Raw genomic sequence first — 229 nt, forward strand, 5'->3', positions numbered from 1 at the left:
CTTGATCGGGCGACACTGGGCAATTGGTCCGGCCGCGCCTGCTTCCATCTCCGACCCGTTGCCGACCACATGCGCCGCCATCTGGCAGCGGCGGATCGTCTGTTCATGGACGAAACTACGGCGCCGGTGCTCGATCCCGGGCGTGGTCAAACGAAGAAGGGCTACTTCTGGGCGAGCGTCTCCGACGACCGCGGCCATAGCGGCCCAAGTCCGCCGATCGTGCTGTTCC

At 65.9% G+C, this 229-nt stretch carries 1 protein-coding gene; it reads left to right on the forward strand.

What is annotated here, in order from left to right:
* Positions 1 to 229, forward strand: a 229-nt coding sequence (locus ACZIRK_RS45780; protein ID WP_474419924.1) for an IS66 family transposase, incomplete at both ends; no start/stop codon positions are given.

This window comes from Bradyrhizobium sp. Leo114 (genome assembly GCF_055229415.2).